23 protein-coding genes are annotated in these 19,511 nt (G+C 57.6%); 11 read left to right on the forward strand and 12 right to left on the reverse strand.

The window, feature by feature from the left end; translation table 11 throughout:
- Positions 1-12 precede the first annotated feature (12 nt).
- The 11 genes from J1G33_RS24580 to sctU are packed head-to-tail and all read left to right on the forward strand — an operon-like array spanning position 13 to position 10,159.
- On the forward strand, positions 13-1,077 hold the full coding sequence (locus J1G33_RS24580) for a TyeA family type III secretion system gatekeeper subunit (RefSeq protein ID WP_078820226.1): 1,065 nt from the start codon (positions 13-15) through the stop codon (positions 1,075-1,077).
- Positions 1,074-3,167 carry a type III secretion system export apparatus subunit SctV gene (gene sctV / locus J1G33_RS24585; RefSeq protein WP_103734675.1) on the forward strand — a complete coding sequence of 698 codons (2,094 nt, stop codon included), beginning with the start codon at positions 1,074-1,076 and terminating at the stop codon, positions 3,165-3,167. The genes J1G33_RS24580 and sctV overlap by 4 nt, the downstream gene beginning before the upstream one ends.
- Positions 3,168-3,204: 37 nt before the next feature.
- Positions 3,205-4,110 carry an FHA domain-containing protein gene (locus tag J1G33_RS24590; protein WP_032881120.1) on the forward strand — a complete coding sequence of 302 codons (906 nt, stop codon included), beginning with the start codon at positions 3,205-3,207 and terminating at the stop codon, positions 4,108-4,110.
- Entirely contained in the window at positions 4,107-5,465 is a 1,359-nt protein-coding gene (locus tag J1G33_RS24595) for a FliI/YscN family ATPase (protein ID WP_005784571.1), read from the forward strand. Before J1G33_RS24590 ends, J1G33_RS24595 begins: the two co-directional genes overlap by 4 nt.
- Positions 5,452-5,880: a YscO family type III secretion system apparatus protein gene (locus tag J1G33_RS24600; RefSeq protein WP_032878023.1), complete on the forward strand. Its 429-nt coding sequence runs from the start codon at positions 5,452-5,454 to the stop codon at positions 5,878-5,880. Before J1G33_RS24595 ends, J1G33_RS24600 begins: the two co-directional genes overlap by 14 nt.
- Positions 5,877-6,335, forward strand: a complete 459-nt coding sequence (locus J1G33_RS24605; RefSeq protein WP_223018945.1) for a type III secretion system HrpP C-terminal domain-containing protein — start codon at positions 5,877-5,879, stop codon at positions 6,333-6,335. The genes J1G33_RS24600 and J1G33_RS24605 overlap by 4 nt, the downstream gene beginning before the upstream one ends.
- On the forward strand, positions 6,332-7,345 hold the full coding sequence (locus tag J1G33_RS24610; protein ID WP_223018946.1) for a FliM/FliN family flagellar motor switch protein: 1,014 nt from the start codon (positions 6,332-6,334) through the stop codon (positions 7,343-7,345). Before J1G33_RS24605 ends, J1G33_RS24610 begins: the two co-directional genes overlap by 4 nt.
- Positions 7,342-7,995, forward strand: a complete 654-nt coding sequence (gene sctR, locus J1G33_RS24615; protein ID WP_078820229.1) for a type III secretion system export apparatus subunit SctR — start codon at positions 7,342-7,344, stop codon at positions 7,993-7,995. Before J1G33_RS24610 ends, sctR begins: the two co-directional genes overlap by 4 nt.
- A gap of 7 nt (positions 7,996-8,002) precedes the next feature.
- Positions 8,003-8,266: a type III secretion system export apparatus subunit SctS gene (gene sctS, locus J1G33_RS24620; RefSeq protein ID WP_014716816.1), complete on the forward strand. Its 264-nt coding sequence runs from the start codon at positions 8,003-8,005 to the stop codon at positions 8,264-8,266.
- A gap of 10 nt (positions 8,267-8,276) precedes the next feature.
- Positions 8,277-9,065: a type III secretion system export apparatus subunit SctT gene (gene sctT, locus J1G33_RS24625; protein WP_032878018.1), complete on the forward strand. Its 789-nt coding sequence runs from the start codon at positions 8,277-8,279 to the stop codon at positions 9,063-9,065.
- The gene (sctU, locus tag J1G33_RS24630) at positions 9,062-10,159 is read left to right on the forward strand and encodes a type III secretion system export apparatus subunit SctU (RefSeq protein WP_032878016.1); all 1,098 of its coding nucleotides are present in this window, start codon (positions 9,062-9,064) and stop codon (positions 10,157-10,159) included. Before sctT ends, sctU begins: the two co-directional genes overlap by 4 nt.
- Here sctU and J1G33_RS24635 read toward each other — a convergent pair whose 3' ends face one another.
- From J1G33_RS24635 to pth, 12 genes are all read right to left on the reverse strand, one after another.
- Entirely contained in the window at positions 10,160-10,525 is a 366-nt protein-coding gene (locus J1G33_RS24635; RefSeq protein WP_078820231.1) for a transcriptional regulator, read from the reverse strand.
- A complete protein-coding gene (gene hrpT / locus J1G33_RS27995) occupies positions 10,522-10,725 on the reverse strand; it encodes an HrpT family type III secretion system protein (protein WP_078820232.1) in 204 nt (67 codons plus the stop codon). The genes J1G33_RS24635 and hrpT overlap by 4 nt, the downstream gene beginning before the upstream one ends.
- Positions 10,722-12,848, reverse strand: coding sequence for a type III secretion system outer membrane ring subunit SctC (sctC, locus tag J1G33_RS24640; protein ID WP_032878014.1), 2,127 nt, complete (start codon positions 12,846-12,848; stop codon positions 10,722-10,724). Before sctC ends, hrpT begins: the two co-directional genes overlap by 4 nt.
- A 14-nt stretch (positions 12,849-12,862) precedes the next feature.
- Positions 12,863-13,255 carry a type III secretion protein gene (locus J1G33_RS24645; RefSeq protein WP_078820233.1) on the reverse strand — a complete coding sequence of 131 codons (393 nt, stop codon included), beginning with the start codon at positions 13,253-13,255 and terminating at the stop codon, positions 12,863-12,865.
- Positions 13,256-13,471: a hypothetical protein gene (locus J1G33_RS24650; protein ID WP_032878012.1), complete on the reverse strand. Its 216-nt coding sequence runs from the start codon at positions 13,469-13,471 to the stop codon at positions 13,256-13,258. It lies immediately after the preceding gene.
- Between the two features lie 88 nt (positions 13,472-13,559).
- Positions 13,560-14,153, reverse strand: a complete 594-nt coding sequence (gene sctL, locus J1G33_RS24655; protein ID WP_032878011.1) for a type III secretion system stator protein SctL — start codon at positions 14,151-14,153, stop codon at positions 13,560-13,562.
- Positions 14,131-14,712 (reverse strand): type III secretion protein, encoded by a 582-nt coding sequence (locus tag J1G33_RS24660; RefSeq protein ID WP_228309320.1) that lies wholly within the window; start codon positions 14,710-14,712, stop codon positions 14,131-14,133. Before J1G33_RS24660 ends, sctL begins: the two co-directional genes overlap by 23 nt.
- A 13-nt stretch (positions 14,713-14,725) precedes the next feature.
- On the reverse strand, positions 14,726-15,526 hold the full coding sequence (sctJ, locus tag J1G33_RS24665) for a type III secretion inner membrane ring lipoprotein SctJ (protein WP_032878009.1): 801 nt from the start codon (positions 15,524-15,526) through the stop codon (positions 14,726-14,728).
- Positions 15,527-15,528: 2 nt separating this feature from the next.
- Positions 15,529-15,900, reverse strand: coding sequence for a hypothetical protein (locus J1G33_RS24670; RefSeq protein WP_032878008.1), 372 nt, complete (start codon positions 15,898-15,900; stop codon positions 15,529-15,531).
- 557 nt (positions 15,901-16,457) lie between these two features.
- Positions 16,458-17,381: a sigma 54-interacting transcriptional regulator gene (locus tag J1G33_RS24675; RefSeq protein ID WP_032878007.1), complete on the reverse strand. Its 924-nt coding sequence runs from the start codon at positions 17,379-17,381 to the stop codon at positions 16,458-16,460.
- Positions 17,382-17,704: 323 nt separating this feature from the next.
- Positions 17,705-18,805, reverse strand: a complete 1,101-nt coding sequence (gene ychF / locus J1G33_RS24680; protein WP_005784608.1) for a redox-regulated ATPase YchF — start codon at positions 18,803-18,805, stop codon at positions 17,705-17,707.
- 22 nt (positions 18,806-18,827) lie between these two features.
- Entirely contained in the window at positions 18,828-19,412 is a 585-nt protein-coding gene (pth, locus tag J1G33_RS24685; RefSeq protein ID WP_005784610.1) for an aminoacyl-tRNA hydrolase, read from the reverse strand.
- Positions 19,413-19,511: the final 99 nt, after the last annotated feature.

Below are 19,511 nucleotides of genomic sequence, written 5' to 3' on the forward strand. Positions count from 1 at the left end.
ACTGGCCTGTCCATGAAAGTCGAATCGCGCAACGATGTGCCAACGGTCCAACGTCTGGATCAACCTGTTATCAGCAATACTGCCGTGCCTGCGCCTGCGAAGGGTGTTGATGAACTGGCCCAACTGTTCAATCAGGAAGTAGAGCTCAATAAACTTCCGCTGGCCCAGCGGCAGATGGCCCAGCGCGTGCCTGCTGCGGAACAACTGGTGCAGCTTTATGACCAGTTGGGGCATCCGGCCCAGGCGAGCATGGCCTCGGTTTCTCGCCGCATCAGGATGCAGTTACTGCAAAACGCCAGCGTCGACAAATTGCTCGACCTCACAGGCGGCGACCCGGCGCGTGCGTTCGTGGTCCTCAAGCACGTGGCAGGCCAGGCGGACGCTGAACTGCGTAAATCCGAGGCTGCCTTGGCCCGCGCAGCCATTGCCAAATTCGAGGCGCGTTTCAAGGGAGAAATCCAGGCTGGCCTGAACATTGCCGTAGCATTGCAAGCAGCCGGCGCGGACCCGCAGGAACGCCAGGCGCTCCGCGCGCTCTACTATGCCAGCGTGGTCACGCGCCAATCGCTGGCGACCATGATGCAAGCCCTGCTGGGCGTATACGGCGGCGAGCGCTTCTATGAAGGGCTCAATGTGATGCGTAAAGCCTTGGCAGACGATATCGCGGCCCGGGTGTCATCGATGCCCACCCCACTGTTGCGTTCTGTGCTGCTGGGCCTGCGAAGTTGCGGGCAGTTGGGCACCGTATTGGCCGATTGCCTGGCGTTCAACCTGCGACTGGGCATCGATCATGACGCCGTTTCCCTGCTGCAGCGCCTGCTTGGATACGCCGATAGTGGCATCGCCGCCGATGAAATCCTGCGGTTGGGGAATGAGATGGGGAGTGGTTCGCCCTCCAGGCAACTGGCAGCTCTCAACGCGCTTTACCCTCTTATCCGGCAGTTACCGTTGGCCTTATGGTCTGACAGTAGAGTCCGCGAGGAAACCTTGTTCAGGTTTGTAGCGGTGATGGACGAGCTGAACCGGATCGACGGTGGTACCCAGCGTTTTCCTGAGTTGGCCGGGGTTATGACGTGACCCTGCTGTCGACCATCAACGGCTTGCTGCTCAAAGTGGCACAGCGCGCAGAAGTGCTGGGCGCCGTGGTGGTCATGGCCATTGTCTTTATCTTTATCGTGCCACTGCCGACCTGGCTGGTAGATATTCTGATTGCGCTCAATATCTGCATATCTTGCCTGTTGATCGTACTGGCGCTTTATCTACCAGGCCCTCTGGCGTTCTCATCGTTCCCATCGATCCTGTTGCTGACCACCATGTTTCGTTTGGCGCTGTCGATTGCGACCACGCGCTTGATCCTGCTGGAACAGGACGCCGGTGACATCGTCGAGGCCTTCGGCAATTTCGTGGTGGGGGGAAACCTGGCGGTAGGGATGGTGATCTTTCTGATCCTGACCCTGGTCAACTTCCTGGTGATCACCAAGGGCTCGGAGCGGGTCGCCGAGGTGGCGGCGCGGTTCAGCCTGGATGCGATGCCGGGCAAACAGATGTCTATCGATAGCGATCTGCGTGCAGGGCTGATTGACGGCATGCAAGCGAGGGACAAGCGTGAGCAGTTGTCGCGTGAGAGCCAACTGTTCGGGGCCATGGATGGGGCCATGAAGTTCGTCAAGGGCGACGCTATCGCCGGCTTGATCATCGTCGTGGTCAACCTGTTGGGCGGCTTCTCCACAGGAATGTTCCAGCACGGCTTGAGCGCAGGCGATTCGATGGCGTTGTATTCGGTACTGACGATCGGCGATGGCCTGATTGCACAGATTCCGGCGCTGCTGATCTCTTTGACTGCGGGCATGATCATCACCCGTGTTGCGCCGGATGGACGCAAAGGCGTCAGTAACATGGGCGTCGAAATTGCCCGGCAAATGACCAGCGAGCCCAAGAGTTGGGTGATTGCCTCGGTGGGAATGCTTGCGTTTGCCGCGGTCCCTGGCATGCCTACCCTGGTATTTATCCTGATCGCGCTGATCACCGGCAGCGTGGGTTACTACCTGGTGCGCCAGCGTCAACACCAGGCAGAGCCTTCCAACGAGGCCGCCGAAGTCGTTCGCCCTGAAGAGAACGGTAAAGAGGACTTGCGCGGCTTTGACCCGTCGCGCCCTTACCTGTTGCAGTTTTCCCCTGTTCTGCGTGGCACGCCTGAAGTGACGAATCTGATTCACGGGATTCGCCAGGCGCGAAATTCGCTGGTCGCCAATATTGGCCTGACATTGCCGCCGTTCGAAGTCGAGCTCGATGACTCCCTGGCCCCCGATGAGATGCGCTTTTGTGTGCATGAAGTCCCCATGGTCAGGGCGTCAGTGGTCAATCATATGGCCGTTGAGCGCATGGCGCTTGAGGTTGAGCCAGAGCACGCCATCGCCGGGTTGGCTGAGCGCGATGAACAGGATTGGCTCTGGTTGGCCCCTGACGATCCGCTGCTTGATGATCCGCAACTGGAGCGCTTCACCGCCACGAGCCTGATCCTGGAGCGTATGCGAAAGGCGATGATGCTCAGTGGGCCACAGTTCCTGGGGATTCAGGAGAGCAAGTCGATCCTGAGTTGGCTTGAGCATAATCAGCCGGAACTGGTGCAGGAACTGCAGCGCATCATGCCGCTGTCGCGTTTTTCTGCGGTGTTGCAGCGCCTGGCCAGTGAAGGTGTCCCCCTGCGGGCGGTGCGCCTGATTGTCGAATCGCTGATCGAGTACGGACAGCATGAGCGTGAGCCGGAAGCCCTGGCCGACTATGCACGCATTGCTCTCAAGGCGCAGATCTATCACCAGTACAGCGAGGCCGACGGCCTGCACGCCTGGCTGTTGTCTGCGCAAAGCGAAAACATCCTGCGCGAAGCCCTGCGCCAAACCCAGACCGGGGTGTTCTTTGCGTTGGACCAGGATCACAGCGCGGCGTTTATCAACCTGCTCAATCAGGCCTTTACCTTGAGGGCCAAGAGCAAAAGCGTGATGTTGGTGGCGCAGGACTTGCGCAGCCCCTTGCGGACTCTATTGCTCGAAGAGTTCAACCATGTACCGGTGCTGTCTTTCGCTGAGTTGGGGAGCGCATCCAAGGTCAAGGTGTTGGGGCGCATTGACCTCGGTCAGGAAGCATTGATGCGTGGCGCAGCGGCATGATTTCGCAGCCATGGACAGTACGAAGGAGGGCTCGATGATGTATGAGTTACGCGTGCTTGATGGGCTGCGCCAGGGCGCTGCGTTGCCGTTGTTCGGCGAGCGATGGAGCATCGGTGCCCAGCCGGACGCTGACCTGGTGCTGAGCGATCCAGGGGTCGCCGAGCATCATGCCCTGCTGCAGTTTTGCGACGTTAACTGGTCGGTGCAGGCCCAGGCGCAGTTGGTGTACGGGGCTGATGGCCAGGCCCTGGCGCAGATCCCGAGCCTGGCGTTGAACGTGCCCTTTCTGGTGGGTAGCGTGAGATTGTGCGTCGCCTTGGCAGATCATCCATGGCCTGAGCCTGTGCCTGAGGCCCCGGTATCTGCGGCATTGCCATCACCGGAACAACCTGTGCAGACACTGCCGTTATCGTCGATATCACCCTCGCAGCAAAAGCGGTTGATCAGCCTGATGCTGGTGGTGGCGGTAGTCATCGCAGTGGTGGGCATGGTTTCGACAGGGGAGCATGACGCGCAGGCTTCCCTGATGCCATCGGTGATTGGCAAACACGAATTGGCCTCACCGTTTGATGTGCGTCAGCAGTTGTTGAAAATGCTCGGCGAGCGTGAGCTGAGCCAACGGATCGACCTGCAAGTCATCAACGGTCAAGTCGTGCTCAACGGCGATGTTTCCCAGGACGATGTGGAGCTGGTGTCGCGGATGCTCAGCCGCTTTGGTGAGCAATTCGACAGTATGGTGCCGGTGATCAGTCGTGTACGTGTGCGAGATGACGCCTTGCCGTTCAGGATCGTGCAAATTGTCGGCGGACCTAACGGTCATGTGGTTCTGGAAGAGGGTAGCCGGCTCTTTTTGGGGGATCAGGTGGACGGCTTGCGCCTGGTGCTGATCGACAACAGCAAAGTGGTTTTTGATGGCGCACAGCGTTACGAGGTGCACTGGTGAGTACCTCCGAGCAAGCGCGTCTGGACGCCTGGCAGCAACGCCAGGCCCAGGCGCTCGGCAGCTTTGCGCCGGTGTCCATGCGCGGGCGAATCCAGCGCGTCAACGGCATGCTGCTGCAGTGCCGGCTGCCTCAGGCGCGTATCGGTGATTTGTGCCAGGTGGAAAAAGGTCCGGGTGACTGCATGCTCGCTGAAATCATTGGTTTTGATCAGCAGGATGCGGTGCTCAGTGCCCTTGGGAACCTGGAAGGCGTGCGCGTGGGGGCGCCTGTCGAGCGCCTGGGCGTGTCGCATAGAGTGCAAGTCAGCGAGGCGCTCCTGGGCCAGGTTCTGGACGGTTTCGGAAGGCCGATTACGGGCCAGGGTGCCAGCGCATTTGTCGAATCCGAACTGCCGGATACCAGCCCGGTGTTATGTGAAGCGCCCTTGCCCACCGAGCGGCCGCGTATCAACCGTGCGCTGGCCACCGGGGTGCGGTCCATCGATGGATTGATGACGCTCGGTGAAGGCCAGCGTGTCGGTCTGTTCGCCGGGGCCGGTTGTGGCAAAACCACCTTGTTGGCCGAGATCGCCCGTAACGTCGAATGCGATGTCATCGTGTTCGGCTTGATCGGCGAGCGGGGGCGCGAGCTGCGTGAGTTTCTCGACCATGAGCTCGATGAGCAACTGCGCTCTAAAGCGGTACTGGTGTGTGCCACGTCTGATCGCTCCAGCATGGAGCGTGCCCGCGCCGCTTTTACCGCCACGGCTCTGGCTGAAGGTTTTCGGCGCAAGGGCCAGCGGGTGTTGCTGCTGATCGATTCCCTGACCCGTTTCGCCAGGGCCCAGCGTGAAATCGGCCTGGCTGCCGGCGAACCCCTGGGGCGCGGAGGCCTGCCGCCTTCGGTGTACAGCTTGCTGCCGCGCTTGGTGGAGCGCGCCGGGTTGACCCGTGACGGCGTGATCACAGCGATCTACACAGTGCTGATTGAGCAGGACTCCATGAACGATCCGGTGGCCGATGAAGTACGTTCATTGCTCGACGGCCATATCGTGCTGTCGCGCAAATTGGCTGAGCGTGGGCACTATCCGGCGGTGGATGTGTTGGCGAGCCTTTCACGAATATTGAGCAACGTTGCGGCGCCAGAGGATATTCAGGCGGGCACGGCGTTGCGACGGTTGTTATCGGCGTACCAGCAGATCGAGTTGATGCTCAAGCTGGGCGAGTACCAGCCTGGCAGCGATGCGTTGACGGACCTGGCCGTGAACAGTCGCCAGGCGGTGGACGGTTTCCTGCGCCAGGATTTGCGTGAGCCGACACCGATGGCCGTCACGCTGGAGCAACTCAAGGAGCTGACGACCTATGTCCCCTTCTGATGTGCTGCACGGTGAAGTGCAGATGCTGCGTTGCCTGCGCAGGCACAGGGCTGATCGTGCCGAACGTGCCCTGCGTGAGGCCAAGCGTGCGCAGCAGGCCCTGCTCGCGCATATCCAGCAGGCCCAGGATGCACTTGAACACACTCGGCAGGAGCAAGCCCGGCAAAGTGCTGAGTTGCTCAGTCAGCACCAGGGCCAGCTCTTGACCTTGGCGGGCCTGAAATCCTGGAACGCACAGGAGCGCTCCTTATCCGCCAGTACCCAGCGCGAAGAGGGGCAGCTTGAGGCGCTGCGCAACCAACGGCAAGAAAAGGAACACCACGTTGGCAGTGCCCAGAGGCAAGCCACCGAATGCCTGCGGCAGGTGGAAAAGTTACAGGAGCTATCACTTTTGCTTGCACAGGAGCCGACATGACCCAGGTTGCGAATAAACCCACCGAACGACCCCCCCTGCGTGAGCCCCGCGAAGAGCGTGACTCGGGAGCAGCGGGCATGGTTGCGTGGGAACAAGGGCGACTGTTTACGCGGTTGTTTGCGGGTGATGGGGAGGGCGCAGGGACGAGCGCCTCCTTGTCGCGAAGAAAATCTGCGGCCGGTATTGCCATGATCGAGGCGCTGGCCGAACAACTGACGCCTCGTGTGTTGGCCGGTTCGCAGTGGCCGTTGCAGGCAGTGTTGTACTTGCCACGCCCGGGACGGATCAACGCCAGCGTGCGCCGAGAGCAGAGCGGCTGGGCCATTGAATTGGAAGCGGAACACGACGCCACGGCCCGCTGGCTCAGCGGCGTACGGCAACAGTGTGAGGACCGTTTTACGCAAGCGCTGGGTCTGCCGGTCAGCCTGCTTCTGCCAAGCGTCGGCAACCCATGATCGTACCGCTACTGACATTACCTTCGATCAAGAGCGACGGGGTTGCCGCGCGCCGCCAGCTGGGCCGCGGCCTGTACCTGCCGTTCCATGTTGCGGGTCAGGCCGGTGAATTGCGGCTTGAGCCTGGACGTGCGCCTGTTGGCGGTGACGTGGTGTGCTTCGACACGCAGTGCGGTGTGCTGGCGCTCGCTAAGGCGGGGCCGTTGCTTAGCCTGCTGGGTGAATGTCCGGTGACCCTTGCAGGGGCCGACAACGAACCGGATTCCTGGTTCTGGACGTTGTTTCAGTATTACCTGAGCCCCGAAGTGCGAGCGCTGTTGGGTTATGTGCGATTGCTACACACCGGGCGACCAAAAGGCTTTGGCTGTCGCCTCACCGTGACCCTGGGGGCATCGTGGGTTGAGGGTTATGTGTGGTTGAGCCCCGAAAGCTTTTTGGCGTTGTACGAGGCGGGGGCCTGGCGGGCCGCGGCTGCGCCGCTGCCGTTGTCGTTTCAACTGGCAATTGCCGTGACCCTTGGGCGGTTGCGGTTACCGATTGTACAGGCCGGCAGTCTGCGAGCTGGCGATGTGCTGGTGCTTGAACAGACCTTTTTCCAGGCCCGGGGCAGCGGCTATGTGTCGGTCGGCAGAGAGCGCCTGCATGGCGGCATTGACGATGACACCGGGTGGTTACGTTTCACTCTTACTTCTATCGAGGACGTGTCTGTGGACGAAGATTTAGATGTACCTCATCACTCGGGGCATGAAGACGATGAACCCGTAATGGACGTATTCGGCCCCGAGCCGTTCGATGAATTGAGCATGACGCTGAGCGTACGCTGCGGAACACTGAACCTGACCCTGGGGGAGTTGCGTAACCTCGTGCCCGGCTCGGTACTGGGCATTACCGGCTTTGCCCCAGGCATGGCGGGTCTGTTTTATGGCGATCGGCCCATCGGCCAGGGGCAGTTGGTGGAAGTTGACGGGCGCCTTGGGTTGCAGTTGTCCCGAGTGGTGTTCGGTCGATGATACTTCAAGGGCTGGACCCGATCGTCCTGGCGATATTTCTGGGCGCGCTGTCGTTGATGCCCATGCTGTTGGTGGTCTGCACAGCCTTCTTGAAAATCGTGATTGTGCTGATGATTACCCGCAATGCCATCGGCGTACAGCAAGTACCTCCGAGCATGGCCATCAACGGAATCGCTCTGGCGGCTACCTTGTTCATCATGGCGCCGGTGGGGTACGAAATCGCCGAGAATATCAAGGCGTCGCCTCTGGACATGAGCAACGTGCAAACGTTTCTGCATACCGGCAATGAGGCCATCAACCCCTTGCGTGCATTCATGTTGCGTAATGTGGACCCGGATGTGCTGACCCATCTGCTGGACAATACCGCACGTCTGTGGCCTGCGAAAATGGCTCAGGAGGTACAGCGTGAGGATCTTATCCTGCTGATCCCGGCCTTTGTGCTTTCGCAATTGCAGGCGGGGTTCGAGATCGGTTTCCTGATCTACATTCCCTTCATTGTGATCGACCTTATTGTTTCCAACCTGTTGCTGGCGTTGGGTATGCAGATGGTCTCGCCGATGACCATTTCCCTGCCGCTCAAGCTGCTGCTGTTTGTGCTGGTGTCTGGCTGGTCGCGGTTGCTCGACAGTCTGTTCCTTTCCTATCTCTGAGTGGCGTATGGAACCTATCGTGCTGTTCAAGCAGGGCATGTTGCTGGTGGTTGTACTGTCTGCACCGCCGCTGATCGTGGCGGTGGTGGTGGGGGTGCTGACCTCTTTGGTACAAGCGCTGATGCAGATCCAGGACCAGACATTACCCTTTGGTATCAAACTAGTGGCGGTGGGTGTCACATTGATCCTCACGGGCCGATGGATTGGCGTGGAGTTGATCCAGCTGATCAACCTGACGTTTGAAATGATCGGCCGTTCGGCCCTGAACTAAGGCGTTGCCTGTGCTGCTTTATCTTGAGTATCTCCCCAGCCTGTTGATCGGCATGGCGCGTATCTACCCCTGTGGCATCCTGGTAGCGGCGTTTTGTTTTCAACATGTGCGCGGCCTGCCCCGACACACCATCGTGATGGTCATGGCGTTGTTGCCCGCTCCAGGTATTCATGCTGCTTTGGCAGGGCAGGACTATTCAGCATTGATGCTCGGTGCGCTGATGCTCAAGGAGGTAGCGTTGGGGTTGCTGCTGGGGGTGTTGTTGGCGATGCCGTTCTGGATGTTCGAGTCGGTGGGAGCGCTGCTGGACAACCAGCGTGGAGCCTTGGCCGGTGGCCAACTTAACCCGTCACTGGGGCCGGACGCGACGCCGATCGGGCACATGTTCAAGCAACTGGCGATTTACTTGCTGATGGCCATGCTGGGGTTGGGCGCACTCACCCAGGTGATCTGGGACAGTTACCTGATCTGGCCACCCACCGTGTGGTTTCCGCTTCCAGCAGCTAATGGCATGAGCGTATTTGTTGGGCTGCTCAGTGACACATTCATGCACATGATGCTTTATGCCGCGCCCTTTATTGCCGTGCTGTTGCTGTTGGAGTTCGGTATCGCGTTACTGGGGGTCTACAGCCAGCAATTGCAAGTGAGTACCTTGGCTCCGCCGGTCAAGTGCCTGGCGGGAATCGGTATTTTGTTGCTGTACTTCGCACTGTTACAGGATCTTATTGTCGGGCGTATGAGCCAGCTGGGTGGCCTTAAGCACTACCTGGGGCTTTTGTTCAAGGTCTCGGCGCCGTGAGTGATTCGGGGGAAAAAAAGCATCCGGCGTCCGCCAAGAAGCTGCGTGACCAACGTAAGAAAGGTCAGGTTGCGCAGAGCCAGGATGTGAGCAAGCTGCTGGCGCTGACGGCTATCAGTGAGGTCGCTTTGTTCACTGCCGAAACCAGCTTGCAACGCTTTCAGCAACTGCTGGTGTTGCCGATATCACGCTTGGGCCAGCCGTTTGCACGGGTGCTGGAAGAAGTGCTGGTGGAGGGCCTGGTGATGTTTTTCTCGTTCTCTCTGTTGATGGCCGGGCTTGCGATTGCCGCGAAGCTGATTGCCAGTTGGATGCAGTTCGGCCTGCTGTTCGCGCCGGACACGCTGAAGATGGATTTCAATCGCCTCAACCCTATCAGCCAGATCAAGCAGATGTTCTCTGCCCAGTCGTTAATGAATCTGCTGATGAGCATCGCCAAAGCGTTCCTACTGGGCCTGATTGTGTACGTGGTGGTCTGGCCCGCGTTGGGGGCGTTGATTAACCTTGCCAACAGCGACCTGCAGAGCTATCTGCTGGCGCTGATCGCGTTGTTCCGTCACCTGCTGCATGCCTGCCTGGGGCTGTTGCTGGTGTTGGCGCTGATCGATCTGACTTTGCAAAAGCACTTCTTCGCCAAGCGTATGCGCATGACACAGGTTGAGGTCGTCAAAGAGTACAAGGACATGGAGGGCGACCCGCATGTGAAAGGCCAGCGCCGCCAGTTGGCGCAGGAATTGGCGCAAGAGGAGCCGAAGGTCAAGCTGCCCAAGCTGGAAGAAGCCGACATGTTGGTGGTCAACCCGACGCACTTTGCAGTCGCGCTGTACTACCGCCCAGGCGAGACGCCTTTGCCCCTGCTGATCAGCAAGGGCACGGACGACGAAGCGCGAAAACTGATCGCGCGCGCAAAGGTCGCCGAGGTCCCGGTGATTCAATGTGTGTGGCTGGCCCGCACGATCTATACCAAGCAGCTGGGTGCAAGCATTCCTCGCGAGACCTTGCAGGCCGTAGCGTTGATCTACCGCACCTTGCGCGAGCTGGATGACGAAGCCAAGCGCGAAACGCTGGAATTGCCTGAGCTTGATCAGCGCTGATCAGCGACTGGAGCCTGGGTCCAGAGCGCTGAGATTGGCCAGCGAGAGCATCCTGCTGAGGATCCTGCCCGGATTGCAGTGGGAGGTGGGCAATGCGTGCCAGATCACCAAGGCGCCCTGGGTATCGAGATAGATAAAACAGCCATCAAACACCTGTGCCTGCTCAAAGCGGCGCTGCAATACGCGTTGTAGTTGCCCGGCTTGCAACGCTTCGCGAATGATGTGCAAGGCCAGTCCAGGGTGATTACCCGCGTTGAGCGCGCGCACCTCGATGCCCCGAGTGAGAACCTGGTGAGTGGCAGCGCCGCTCACCAGGTTCTCCAGAAATACCTGGCGTGGTTCGTCGGGTATTTCCTTGATGCTCATCGTTCCAGCGATATCGTCTGGTAATCCGCTCGCTCCCCGGAAGGGCCGGGCTCGACGCGCATGTGAGATGGCCACCAGATCACCATCTTTTGTGCGGTCGATTGGGGACGTGAGCAGGAGTCGCCTTTGCACGTGGGGGTGCAAGCGCTGACAAGCAGCGCCGCACCGATCAGAGTGACGCACAACAATTGATGTTTCATGGGCGAACCTTTTGAGATGGCGTAATCAAGGTGGGGCGCGGTACGCTGAGGTGTTCATCCTTCACCACCGGACGCATGGCAATAAATACCTCGGCTTCCTCTCCCGGTTTCAACCAGGCGTGTGGCCACACGGTGACGGCAAGCGTTTGCGAGTTGCTGCATTCTTTTTCATCGATGCGCACATTGCGGTTGAACTGGTTGCGTAGTACTACGACTGCAACGTTGTACTCAGGGCCTGCATACCATTGGCTGCGCTCGGTACTCAGTGCGAGCAGGTCGCGGGTGCTGCACAGCGTGTTCAACCCCACGGGCATTGGCGCCAACTTGAAGGCCTTGGGCACTTGCCCAGTCACCAGGTGCGCCAGGGTACTGATCACGTCGCTACGCTTGATCACCGGCTGGTGAGGGGCGTTACGCCTGGCCAGCGGTGCCAGCGCCGCCTGCAATTGGGCCTGATCTGCCTGGGGTAAATAGCGAGACGGATCGGCCTGGTCGCCGATGACGCGCGGCGTGATGATAAACAGGCGTTCACGCCGATTGTTCTGCCTTTCGCTGGAAGAGAACAGCGCCTTGCCCAGCAACGGGATATCACCCAGCAGTGGCACCTTGCTTTGCCTGTCGGTGCTTTCCGTGACGTGGAAGCCGCCTACAACCATAGAGCGCTTTTCCGCCATGACTGCCTGGGTGCTGACGTTACCGCGGCGAACATCCAGGTCCCTGAGGTTACGGTTGGGGTTGGATTCGTCGAACGTGCCGTCCTCGATATCCACGACCAAGTGAATCTGATGGCTGCCGCGGCTGGTGATGACGCGGGGTATGACCTGAACGCTGGTCCCCACGGTGACCGGCAAGATGGTTGCGTTCTGCCGACCAGGTGTCAGGTATTGAGTGCGGTTGAAGTCGATCACCGCCGGCTGGTTTTCCAGGGTGAGCACGGACGGGTTGGAAACCATCGTCGCCAGCCCCTTGGCTTCCAGGGCGCGTATGTCGGCATAGAAACGTTCGCGATTCTCAAGCGACAACTGTTGGGATGACGAACCTGCACGGAACCGGCTGTTCTGAAACCCCCAGTTCACGCCGAACTCATCCAACTGCGTACGCTCGATATCCAGAATGATCGTGTCGATCTCCACCAGTTTGCGCGCCACATCGAGTTGTGCGATCAACTCGCGGTACATGGCCTGGCGCTCTGGCAGGTCATAGATCAGGACTGCGTTATTGCGAATGTCGGCTTCGACGCGAATCCGGCTGCTGGGTATCGGTGCACGCGGGGGGAGTGTGGCGCCAATATCCAATGGCATGGTGTTGCTGTTTGTACCGAGTATCTGCCCCAGCATGGGATTGCTCAAGCGGGGAACATTCGGCGCAATAGGCGAGGGCTGTGAGGAAGGGCGCTGGCTCAGCACCGAGGAGATCGGATTTGAACGGGGCTCCAGCAGCCCTTGCACAATGCTGGAAACACCGGCAATGGTCAGCTTCTGGCCGCGGTAATCCACTTGACGATCAGCGGCATTGGCGAACTTCAGCGGGAAGCTCAGCACCGTCTGTTTTTCATCCACGGTGCGGCGTTGGCTGCTGAACTGCTTGATTTGTTCGATATAGCGCCGAGGTCCGGAGACGAGCACGACGCCATCCTCGGGCAACTCACCCCAGCCGAAGCGACTATCGAGCAGGCCAATATCAGTGAGCGCCTGCTTGAGGTCGGCAATGGTCTCAGAGGAAACCTCCAGGCGCGCGGACTCTTGCTGGTCCAGGGTGCTGATGTAGAGTGTGTTGTTGTACAGATACCATTGGAAGCGATGTTCTACTCCCAGCCGGTCGAGCAAGGATTGTGGGGTATTGGCGCGTATCTTGCCGTTGACGGTGCCCTCCAGCAGGCCCTCGATTTGCAGTTGCGTACCGAAGGTTTGGGCGAAGTCGTCGAGCACGTCCCGAACTGGCTTATGCTCGGCTTCATAAGCGTAGGCGGTGTTCTTCCATTCGGCGGGGATCGCCGCCACCGCGCTTTGAGTTGAAACCAGCAGCCAGGAAAACAGGAACACATTCCGCCAATGGGCTCTTTTGAATGAAGCATCAGGCGAGTCAAGGCACAAGCGGCCGCCCTTATGGGTCTTGTTAGGCATAGACAGTTCTCTGATTAGTACGCGCGTGAACGTAGCGGGGTGGGTTTGAGGTTTTGGGCTGGACGAGCAAGACGCGCAACGATGGCGCGCCATGTGTCACGTTGGTTCAGCAGGGTCTCGAGGCAATTCAGTACGTGGGCTTCACCACGGTCGGTGCGCAGACTTTGAATCAGCCATAGCGCACCTGTGTCAGCTTTTTGAGCCAATGCACCCTGAAAATGGTTCAAGCTGGCAGCACCCAGGCGCAGCCAGCCTTGCAAGGCTGAGTTATCTGTCACCGCTGAGGTCAGTTGAACACCCAATAAAACGGCGTCGCCCTGACGTCGCAAGGTGACTTCGTCGTCACCTTCAAATATGGCGATTTTTTCCTCCCTGCCGCTCAACCAGTCACCCACGAGCGCTTTCATTTACTGAAAACTTTCAATGGTTGTTTTGAGCATCTGATTGACTGTTTTACCGTGCTCACTATAAAGCGCAAAGGTGACCTCTCTGCGCGTTACTAAATTGTGAAACCGCTCGCTGTCTTCGGCCGCCAGGCTTTCTTCAAAACCGGACTTGAACTCTTTGTATGTAGAAGTTTTATTTCTGGCAATCGAATGAGTCAGCTCTTTGAAAAAATCCATGATTTCCCTCTGATAGCTATGTTGATGGGTGAATTTAAACAGTTAGTTCTGAGTGGAGAATATAAATAAAGTCTCTGTGCTCGTAGGATTAGATCTCGATCGAGTACTCTTTGCCCTGGTTGAAAAAAGTGTCGAGCATGGCATTCCAGCTGATACGGAAGTCCCCCTCATCTGTTTTCAATACGAGTGTTTGAGGATGAACCGTGTCGTCGGCGTTTAACTTCCAGAATCTGCTCTTGTGACGGGCAAGGCCCTGTCTTATCTCCTCAAGATCATGGGGATGACAGAGCAACGTCGCACTGACTTCCTGAACTTGGCTATCCAGCAATTGTTTCAACAGCGCTGCGAGCCGTTGCGGGGCAGTTGTCTCGTCGAGCAGACAGCGAATGGCTTGGTTGGTGATGGCGGTCGCGTAGTGTTCAAGGTTGTCGCACATCGATTGACGGTCGCGTTCCCATTGTTTGAGTTGAGCATCGGCGCGTTGCCAGATTTCCAGTGAGGCTTGTTCAAGCATGGCCTCGCATTTTTTTTCGGTCATACGTATCAATTCGTCGGCCTGGGCATTGGCGTGGCTCAAGAGATGGTTGGCCTGCTCCCAATTGGCTAGCTCTTCGCGCGGGATAAGGTTGGCTCGCGTACCGGACGCGTCCTTGCGTAACTCAATAGTATGTCGGCATAACATCGCTGCTTTCCTCATCCTTGCGAGACAGGGGCATGTTGTCGCTCGCCATGCTTGCGACGCGCCAGACGACGGCCTGCCAGAGGGTGTTCAATCGGCTGCTCGCACTTTCGAGTGGGGCGTCTGCTGTTTCAGCCTCGCTCACACGTGTACGGGGGAAACGCAATCGAAGGCGCTGCCAGGTAGCGGGCTCAACCCAGCTATGAAGCAGTCGCAGCGGATCGGAATGTGGGGGCAGCATGGAAGGGTGCAGCGCCATGGAGAGGCGCATGCACCACTCATGATGATCTTCACTCAAGGGTGATGCTGCCTGGGGATTGAACGTGTGGTTGGCCAATGCCAGCGCCAGGTTGAGTTGGTCCGTGGAGGCCAGGGCCAACCGAAGCACAGTGGCATGAGGTGCAGCCGGCAAGCAGGCGACAAAACCCGTAAGGTCTTCTGGCGCTGACCGACCGCTATAAAAAAGCCTTTCAATCGCACGATACTTGTCGCCTCTCCAGTCTTCGTGGGCCTGTTTCCAGGGAAAAGCCCACCATTGAGCCCAGGCCAGTTGCTCACGCATCAGATGATCGGGTCTAGGTGCCATGCGTTGGCCCCGTTGAGTTTCCTGTAAGCGCGGGCTCCAGATGAGGACGCTTGCGCCGCGCTTGCAGGAAGATCATGGCTGCCACGGCCGAAGCCAGACCGAGCAGCAAGATCATGATGCTGGATCGCCAGAATCCGAGATCGTCGCCGGGCACCAGGAAGGGGCCGAAATACACCAGGCGTTGTTGTTCCTGATAAGTGGAGGCCGGTACAAACACCACGGTGAGTTTTTGCGGGTTATCCACTGCGGTGGTCATCCCCGGGATACTGCTCGCCACCATTCTGCGGACCCGGGCGCGAATGTTGTCGGGGTCCAGGCGTGGATCATGCTTGATGAATACGGAAGCGGATGCGGGTTGGACCGGCTCTCCTGGCGCTATGCGTTCAGGCAATACCACATGCACACGTGCGACGATCACACCGTCGATCTTGGATAACGTGGTTTCAAGCTCTTGAGATAAGGCATAGATGTAGCGGGCACGCTCTTCCAGAGGGGTGGAAATTACCCCTTCCTTGCGAAAGGTATCCCCCATAGTGGTCCGGGCGAGCCGGGGAAGGCCGGCGGCTTCCAAGGTACGTACGGCGCGCCCGATGTCGCTTGTATTAACCGTTACGACGACCCCGTCTTTGGCCGGTACCTTTTGCGCACGAATATGTTTATCAGCCAATTCGGCTACAACCTCATTGGCTTCTTGTTCGGACAGTTGGCGATGCAGTTCTACCCGGTCACCACATCCGCTCAATATAAAAGTCATACTCAAAACTAAAGCGACAAGCAGAGAGTTATTCATGCTCAAGACTGCATGTTGCTGATCTTGTCAATGCACTGCGTTGTCTTGGCAAGACATTTCACCATCAGTTGTGTTGTAAGTTGCGCGTTATGTAACTCGCGTGGGTAATTTCCTATGGCCTCAACATCAATCCCCTTTTTGGTTGAGCGGATTATTTTTGCGAAGCCATCTCTTGAGTTGCTCAGGTGCTTTGATGCTTCTGTCAAAAGGAGTGAGCCTTCAGGCTTGGCAGAGATTGTGCTTGTGGGATGGGAACCTTCGAACAGTGACGTGAAAAAACTGACGTCCGTACCGCCTGCCGATTGTTCCTGTGGCTTACGGTCGTGTTCGGTATTGCTGCTTTTCTGTGAAAAGCGGTCGTTTATTATTTGCATGGAGTGTCTACTCATTCAGGGTGGACAGCGGCTCTAGAGCACTAAAATGGTCTGTCGGGCCGGTTGGATGATTACCTTTCGGGCTGCAAAGCCTGAAAGGTAATCGATCACCTCGCGATTATTGGCCTGAGCCCGACCGGATCAGTGCTTGAATATTTTTTACTTCAGCACTCTTCCAGCCATTTTTTATTGCATCAGCCTTCATTTTCTCGAAGATAGCTTCGGCTGAGCCCTCGTTCGCGCCTCCAACTCCATCCATACTCCCTGAATATGTCTGCGGTATAGAGCCTGTACCACTTCCTGCGCCAACATTCATATAGAAATCCTACTATGGGTTTTTTGGGTCTTTATTTTTCCATCGGTCAAATCACGGCAGCATCTACGTGTTACAGAGATTTGCTTCTGGCAACAACTGTGTGGCCCGTATTAGTAATGCGTTCCAGATGTTTCCAGGTCGCGATGTAACTAATTGTTTTCTTGAGTGGTTGTTTGATCAGGTCTTTGGCGATACAGGGTTTTTATGGCCTACTTGTTAGCTGTGAGAGGAATGATTGAGCTTATGCCAGTGATATCTTCAAGTGTTTCATCCTGTAATACAGCGTGCGCTTAGCGACCCCCAGTTCAATTGCTACGGTATCTACACAGTGGTGGTGGCGGTACATGGATTCTTCAATCAATGCTTTTTCAATTTGTTGGAGGCGTGTCTTCAGGTCCGTCTGAAGTGGTTGCTGTCTGCATGCGGGAGTTGAGAGCGGCGGGAGGCCCAAGACGAACCGTTTCGCCGTCGAACGTAGTTCGCGCACATTACCCAGCCAGGAGTGACAGAGCAGTTGATGCAGCAGGCTGTCAGGAGGCGATGGGGCACTGCATTTGAACTGCTCCGCTTCTTCCTGAACCATTTCCAGAAACAATGGGATGATGCGTTCGCGCCGATCTCGCAGGGCGGGGAGCTCGATGTTGACCACATTCAAACGAAAGTAGAGGTCACGCCTGAAGGCGCCTTGTTCGACCATGATTTGCAGCGACTGCTGGGCTGATGCGATGACGCGCATGTCCACGGAGATCAGCCGAGTCGAGCCCAGGCGTTCCACCCCACGGCACTCCAGCACGCGCAGGAGCTTGGCTTGCAGGTTCAGGGGCATGCTGTCGATCTCATCCAGGTATAGGGTACCCAGGTGGGCTGCTTCGACGAATCCAGCCCTTGATTGTATTGCCCCGGTATAAGCCCCGCTGTTGACACCGAACAACTGGCTTTCCGCGAGGCTTTCTGGGATTGCCGCACAGTTCACGGCAACAAAATTACCGCGTCGCCCCGATAAACGATGAATCCGCTGTGCAAGAGTGTCTTTTCCGGTGCCGGTTTCTCCCAGCAACAGAATGTCAACGTTGAGCGCGGCAGTGTTGTTAAGCGTGGTTTCAATTTCCGGACCTTCGATGAGTGAAACGTCTGTTTTATTATCCTTCTGGACGTAGGTCGACATGAATTGATACTCCCTGTTCGCTATTACTTCACTGTTGCAAATACGGTGTGCAAGCGCCATTTCAGTAGAGCGTAGATTATAAAAGTTGTCACTCGGTGTAGAGAGGTTTAAGCGGAGGAGTGATGTAGGAAAATGATGGTAAGTTAAGGCTTGTTGGTCGCAGGAATAAGTGCGGGGTTAATCGGTCGATTGGTAAGTAGGAATATTCTGAGAGTCTGTTTTTTTTGGGGATACAAGTCTTTTTTCATAAGCGCTCGCCCACAAAAAAGCCGATGCAATGCATCGGCTTTTTCTGGTCCCGCAGTCAATACCGCGGGTTGTACTTACACGTTAAAACGGAAGTGCATTACATCGCCATCCTTGACGACGTATTCCTTGCCTTCCAGGCGCCATTTACCGGCTTCCTTGGTGCCGGCTTCACCCTTGTACTGAATGAAGTCGTTGTAGGCGATCACTTCGGCGCGGATGAAGCCCTTTTCGAAGTCGGTGTGGATCACGCCGGCAGCTTGTGGCGCGGTAGCGCCAACCTTGACGGTCCAGGCGCGAACTTCTTCGACACCGGCGGTGAAGTAGGTCTGCAGGTTGAGCATCTCGTAGCCGGCGCGGATCACACGGTTCAGGCCAGGCTCTTCAAGGCCCAGGGCCTCAAGAAACATATCTTTTTCTTCGCCGTCATCGAGCTCGGCGATTTCAGCTTCGATCTTGTTGCATACCGGAACAACAATGGCGCCTTCTTCCTCGGCAATGGCCTTGACCACGTCGAGCAGCGGGTTGTTCTCGAAGCCGTCTTCGGCGACGTTGGCGATGTACATCACAGGCTTGGTGGTCAGCAGGTGGAAGCCCTTGATCACAGCCTTCTCATCGGTGCCCATGCTCTTCATCAGGCTGCGTGCCGGCTTGCCTTCGGTGAAGTGAGCGATCAACTGCTCCAGCAGGCCTTTCTGGACCACTGCGTCCTTGTCTCCGCCTTTGGCGTTACGCGCGACTTTCTGCAGTTGCTTTTCGCAGCTGTCGAGGTCGGCGAAGATCAGTTCCAGGTCAATGATTTCGATGTCGCGCTTGGGGTCGACGCTGTTGGAGACGTGGATCACGTTCTCGTCTTCAAAGCAGCGGACCACATGGGCAATGGCATCGGTTTCACGGATGTTGGCCAGGAACTTGTTGCCCAGGCCTTCGCCTTTGGATGCGCCAGCGACCAGGCCCGCGATGTCGACGAATTCCATGGTGGTCGGCAGGATGCGCTTGGGGTTGACGATCGCTGCCAGTGCCTCCAGGCGTGGGTCCGGCATCGGCACGATGCCGCTGTTGGGTTCGATGGTGCAGAAGGGGAAGTTCTCCGCCGCAATACCGGACTTGGTCAGGGCGTTGAACAGGGTGGATTTGCCGACGTTGGGCAGGCCGACGATGCCGCAATTGAATCCCATGGTGTTTCCCCTCGGGTAAAAGTCAGGCCTTCTGGCTGTGCAGGTTTTTCATCGCGCGGTTCCATTCACCGGCGAAGATATCCGGCAGCACGCCGAGGGCAAAATCGATGCTGGCATCGAGTTTTTCCTGTTCGGCGCGTGGCGCACGACCCAGGACGAAATTTGAAACCATACTGGCAACGCCTGGGTGGCCAATGCCGAGCCGCAGACGGTAAAAGGTATTCTGATTGCCCAGCTGCGCGATGATGTCGCGCAGGCCATTGTGCCCGCCGTGTCCGCCGCCTTGCTTGAGCTTGGCAACGCCGGGTGGCAGGTCCAGTTCGTCATGGGCCACCAGGATTTCTTCGGGTTTGATCCGGAAGAAGCCCGCAAGCGCCGCGACAGCCTGGCCGCTGCGGTTCATGTAGGTGGTGGGAATCAGTAGACGAATATCCTGACCCTGGTGCGAAAAGCGCCCGGTCAGGCCGAAATATTTGCGATCGGCCACAAGGTTGATGCCTTGGGCGTGGGCGATGCGCTCAACAAAAAGGGCCCCCGCGTTATGCCGGGTCTGTTCGTATTCGGCGCCTGGATTTCCCAGGCCAACGATCAGTTTAATGGCAGTCACGACAGGGGCCCTTCCTTTGGAGTTGTGGATAACATCGCTACACCAGCGTGCGGCGAAAGTGGACGACAGGAGCTCACTTATCCAGAGATAAACTTCGCG

The sequence above is a fragment of the Pseudomonas sp. P867 genome (assembly GCF_019891455.1).
Taxonomy (GTDB): Bacteria; Pseudomonadota; Gammaproteobacteria; order Pseudomonadales; family Pseudomonadaceae; genus Aquipseudomonas; species Aquipseudomonas synxantha_A.

What these genes read in the sequence shown, in the direction of transcription:
- J1G33_RS24580 (WP_078820226.1), top strand. Translation starts at nt 13, where the DNA reads ATGAAAGTCGAATCGCGCAACGATGTGCCAACGGTCCAACGTCTGGAT.
- J1G33_RS24590 (WP_032881120.1), top strand. Translation starts at nt 3,205, where the DNA reads ATGTATGAGTTACGCGTGCTTGATGGGCTGCGCCAGGGCGCTGCGTTG.
- J1G33_RS24600 (WP_032878023.1), top strand. Translation starts at nt 5,452, where the DNA reads ATGTCCCCTTCTGATGTGCTGCACGGTGAAGTGCAGATGCTGCGTTGC.
- J1G33_RS24605 (WP_223018945.1), top strand. Translation starts at nt 5,877, where the DNA reads ATGACCCAGGTTGCGAATAAACCCACCGAACGACCCCCCCTGCGTGAG.
- J1G33_RS24610 (WP_223018946.1), top strand. Translation starts at nt 6,332, where the DNA reads ATGATCGTACCGCTACTGACATTACCTTCGATCAAGAGCGACGGGGTT.
- sctR (WP_078820229.1), top strand. Translation starts at nt 7,342, where the DNA reads ATGATACTTCAAGGGCTGGACCCGATCGTCCTGGCGATATTTCTGGGC.
- sctS (WP_014716816.1), top strand. Translation starts at nt 8,003, where the DNA reads ATGGAACCTATCGTGCTGTTCAAGCAGGGCATGTTGCTGGTGGTTGTA.
- J1G33_RS24635 (WP_078820231.1), bottom strand. Translation starts at nt 10,525, where the DNA reads ATGAGCATCAAGGAAATACCCGACGAACCACGCCAGGTATTTCTGGAG.
- hrpT (WP_078820232.1), bottom strand. Translation starts at nt 10,725, where the DNA reads ATGAAACATCAATTGTTGTGCGTCACTCTGATCGGTGCGGCGCTGCTT.
- sctC (WP_032878014.1), bottom strand. Translation starts at nt 12,848, where the DNA reads ATGCCTAACAAGACCCATAAGGGCGGCCGCTTGTGCCTTGACTCGCCT.
- J1G33_RS24645 (WP_078820233.1), bottom strand. Translation starts at nt 13,255, where the DNA reads ATGAAAGCGCTCGTGGGTGACTGGTTGAGCGGCAGGGAGGAAAAAATC.
- J1G33_RS24650 (WP_032878012.1), bottom strand. Translation starts at nt 13,471, where the DNA reads ATGGATTTTTTCAAAGAGCTGACTCATTCGATTGCCAGAAATAAAACT.
- sctL (WP_032878011.1), bottom strand. Translation starts at nt 14,153, where the DNA reads ATGTTATGCCGACATACTATTGAGTTACGCAAGGACGCGTCCGGTACG.
- J1G33_RS24660 (WP_228309320.1), bottom strand. Translation starts at nt 14,712, where the DNA reads ATGCGTGAGCAACTGGCCTGGGCTCAATGGTGGGCTTTTCCCTGGAAA.
- sctJ (WP_032878009.1), bottom strand. Translation starts at nt 15,526, where the DNA reads ATGAATAACTCTCTGCTTGTCGCTTTAGTTTTGAGTATGACTTTTATA.
- J1G33_RS24670 (WP_032878008.1), bottom strand. Translation starts at nt 15,900, where the DNA reads ATGCAAATAATAAACGACCGCTTTTCACAGAAAAGCAGCAATACCGAA.
- J1G33_RS24675 (WP_032878007.1), bottom strand. Translation starts at nt 17,381, where the DNA reads ATGTCGACCTACGTCCAGAAGGATAATAAAACAGACGTTTCACTCATC.
- ychF (WP_005784608.1), bottom strand. Translation starts at nt 18,805, where the DNA reads ATGGGATTCAATTGCGGCATCGTCGGCCTGCCCAACGTCGGCAAATCC.